Below are 3,050 nucleotides of genomic sequence, written 5' to 3'. Positions count from 1 at the left end.
CGGAAGTCGTTGACGTTGGTGCCGGTCGGACCGGTGACGAAGAGTCCGCCAATGGCGTTGAAGGCGGCATAGGCATCGTTGTCGGCAAGTGCGCCGCGAGGGTCGATGCCGGCGGCCCGCATACGAGTCGCGGTGTTGCCATCCGCCACCGCGCCGGCATTGTCCCCGGAACCGTCGATGCCGTCCGTGTCGGCGGCCAGCGCCGAAATGCCGGAAACGCCGTCGATGGCGATAGCAAAGGCCAGCAGGAACTCGGCGTTGCGCCCGCCCCGGCCGGACCCACGGACGGTGACCGTGGTCTCGCCACCCGACAGGAGCAGCGCGGGGCGCGCAAACGGACGCCCGCGCGTGCGGATCTCCCGGGCGAGCGCCGCGTGCACCCGGGCCACCTCACGGGCCTCGCCCTCGACCGCATCGGACAGGATGTGCGCGGCAATGCCGATCGCCCGCGCCGCCTCCGCCGCCGCCTCGAGCGACAGCGCCGCGGACGCGACGACGCGCACGGTGTTGCCGACAAAGCGCGGGTCGGACGGCAGCGGCGCCGGGTTGCCGTCGGACGCCAGAAGCTGTTCGGCCGCGGCCGGCAGCTGCAGACGGTGGAGCGCGACCAGATGCCTCGCCTCGGACCGGCCCGCGGCCATTGGTACCGTCGGCCCGGAGGCGACGAACGAGGGATCGTCGCCGGGTACATCGGAGACGACCAGGGTGGCGACCCGCGCCGGAGATGCGAGGGCGGCGAGGCGACCGCCCTTGACGGCGCTCAGCTCGTTGCGAATGACGTTCATGGCCGAAATCGGGGCACCGGACGCCAGCAGGATCTCATTGACGCGCTGTTCGTCCTCGAAGGTGAGCCCGGGTGCGGGCTGAGGCAGGAGGGCCGAGCCGCCGCCCGAGATCAGCGCGACCACAAGGTCGTCGTGACTGAGACCGGAGACCATCTCCATCATCCGGCGCGCCGCAAGGAAACCGGCGACATCGGGCACCGGATGGGCCGCCTCGACGATCTCTATCCGCCGGCAGGTCGCGCCGTAGCCGTAGCGGGTCACGACGAGCCCCTTGTCGATGGGGTGAGGCCAGGCGCGCTCGAACGCGGCGGCCATCTGGGCGGAGGCCTTGCCGGCCCCGATGACGATGGTGCGCCCGGCGGGCGGCGCCGGCAGGTTGGCGGCGATGGCGCGCTCGGGTTGGGCGGCCTCGACCGCAAGCCGGAACAGCCGTTCAAGGAGTTCGCGATCCATTGGCAATGCTCTGATGAAACGAACGGCATCATGCGCAAGTCGGCCGGCACCGTGCAAGCGCATTGCGCATCACCCCCAAACCCCATCGCCGGCCGGGGGACCCGGGTGAACGCCCGCTTAACGGTAACCTCAGGGGGGGTTCAAGCGGTCGGGGCTATTGCGCGCAAAACGAAATGACACGACATTGCGGGTCTGCCGGTGTGGACGCGCCTGCGGGAACTCGAACAGGAAACCGAATGCCCCGAATCCGTCCAAGACTCGCTGCCCTGCTGGCGGCGTTGCTGCTCGTCTCCGGCCCGGCGATGGCCGACCAGGTGATCAATCTGCTCCCCCCGGGCGGTGGCGGCGTCGGCGTCGATGTCGAGACGCGCCCGGTCGAGAGCGGTCTGGTCCATCCGCTCAGCGGAGGTGGCAACCAGCACAGCTCCGAAAGCCATGATCCGCCCGCCTTCGATCCCCAGCCGAGCCTGCAGACTCGCCACTTCGGCCGGCAGGCGAGCCTGAGTTGCCAGGTGGCGGGAACGCCCGGCGCGCTGGTGCTGATCAATGCCGGAGACGACCCCCTGCCCTCGGGCACCCGCATCAAGTGGCAGCTGAAGGGTGCCGGACTGTTCGGCTTCTTTGCCCTGGTCAACGAGCTCGGTGGCGGGGAATCGCTGGTGGCGGACGACGTCATCGCCGGTTCGCCGGATCGCGGCACGGAATGCCTGGCCCGGGTGATCTGACCGACCGGCCATCCGCAGCGGCGGCTTGCCGCGCTGACAAAAAACTGACATCGAACCGGACTAGTCAGCCTCGGCCCTCGACGAGTCCCAGCCATGTCCGAACGCTACGCCATCTATTTTGCGCCGGACCGGCAGCATCCGCTCTGGTCGGCGGCGGCGCAGTGGCTCGGCCGCGACCCCTCCGGCGCGGGTGTCGGAGCGAACGATGTCGCGGGGCTCGCCCGTGCCGAGCTCGACGCCAGAAGCCTGTCGGCGCGTCGATACGGCTTTCACGCAACCATCAAGGCGCCCATGCGGCTCGGGTCGGATATTGCGCCCGGTGAACTGGCATCCGAACTCGAGCGCTTCGTCGCCGCGCGCGCCCCGGTCTCGCTCGGCCGGATGGAGCTTGCGCTGCTCGACGGCTTTCTTGCCCTGGTGCCGGTCGAGCAGTCGTCGGCCCTCACCGGCTTTGCCGCGGAGGTGGTGGAGCATTTCGACCGGTTCAGGGCGCCGCTGGAGGCCGACGATCGCCGTCGACGGCTGGCCGGAGGGGCGCTGACACCGCGGCAGACCGAGTTGCTCGACCGCTACGGCTACCCCTACGTGCTCGAGCAGTTCCAGTTCCACATGACGCTCACCGATCGCCTGCCGCGCGACGAGCAGGCGTTCTACAGGGCGGCGGCCGCCCGCCACTTCGGCGCCCTCGCCGAGGCCGAGCTGCGGCTCGACCGGCTGGTGCTGTTCGAGGAGCCACAGGCGGGGCAGCCGTTCGTCAGGGGCGCCGACTACCTACTTGCGGAAAGGTCCGATCGATGAACGAACACGCTTTCTCAAATGCCACGATCGTCCTGCCGGATGAGGTCGTGCACGGCTCCGTGCTGGTTCGCGACGGTCGCATCGCCGATATCGACACCACCGATGTGCGGGCCGCGGAGGACTTCGAGGGCGATTTCATCATCCCCGGCCTGGTCGAGTTGCACACCGACCATTTCGAGAGCCATTACCGGCCGCGCCCCGGTGTCACCTGGAATGCCATTGCGGCGCTGCAAAGCCACGACGCGCAGATCGCCGGTGCCGGCATCACCACCGTGTTCGACGCGGTCCG

General features: G+C 69.5%; 3 protein-coding genes and 1 pseudogene. 3 read left to right on the top strand and 1 reads right to left on the bottom strand.

The window, feature by feature from the left end; translation table 11 throughout:
• On the bottom strand, positions 1–1,238 hold a 1,238-nt coding region (locus ACE3TU_RS20810; protein WP_374627733.1), incomplete at its 3' end, for a glycerate kinase.
• Between the two features lie 236 nt (positions 1,239–1,474).
• Between ACE3TU_RS20810 and ACE3TU_RS20805 the strand changes: the two genes are divergently transcribed.
• From ACE3TU_RS20805 to ACE3TU_RS20795, 3 genes and pseudogenes are all read left to right on the top strand, one after another.
• Positions 1,475–1,963, top strand: a complete 489-nt coding sequence (locus ACE3TU_RS20805; RefSeq protein WP_374627731.1) for a hypothetical protein — start codon at positions 1,475–1,477, stop codon at positions 1,961–1,963.
• Between the two features lie 93 nt (positions 1,964–2,056).
• Complete coding sequence (locus tag ACE3TU_RS20800) at positions 2,057–2,761, top strand: DUF1045 domain-containing protein (protein WP_374627729.1); 705 nt, start codon at positions 2,057–2,059, stop codon at positions 2,759–2,761.
• Positions 2,758–3,050 (top strand): annotated as a pseudogene (locus tag ACE3TU_RS20795) (alpha-D-ribose 1-methylphosphonate 5-triphosphate diphosphatase); the annotation flags it as partial. The gene ACE3TU_RS20800 and the pseudogene ACE3TU_RS20795, both read left to right, overlap by 4 nt.

It is taken from the genome of Devosia sp. (genome assembly GCF_041917035.1).
Lineage (GTDB): Bacteria > Pseudomonadota > Alphaproteobacteria > Rhizobiales > Devosiaceae > Devosia_A.
Note: the sequence above shows the minus strand (reverse complement) of the source record. Positions and strands in the feature narration are given on the sequence as shown.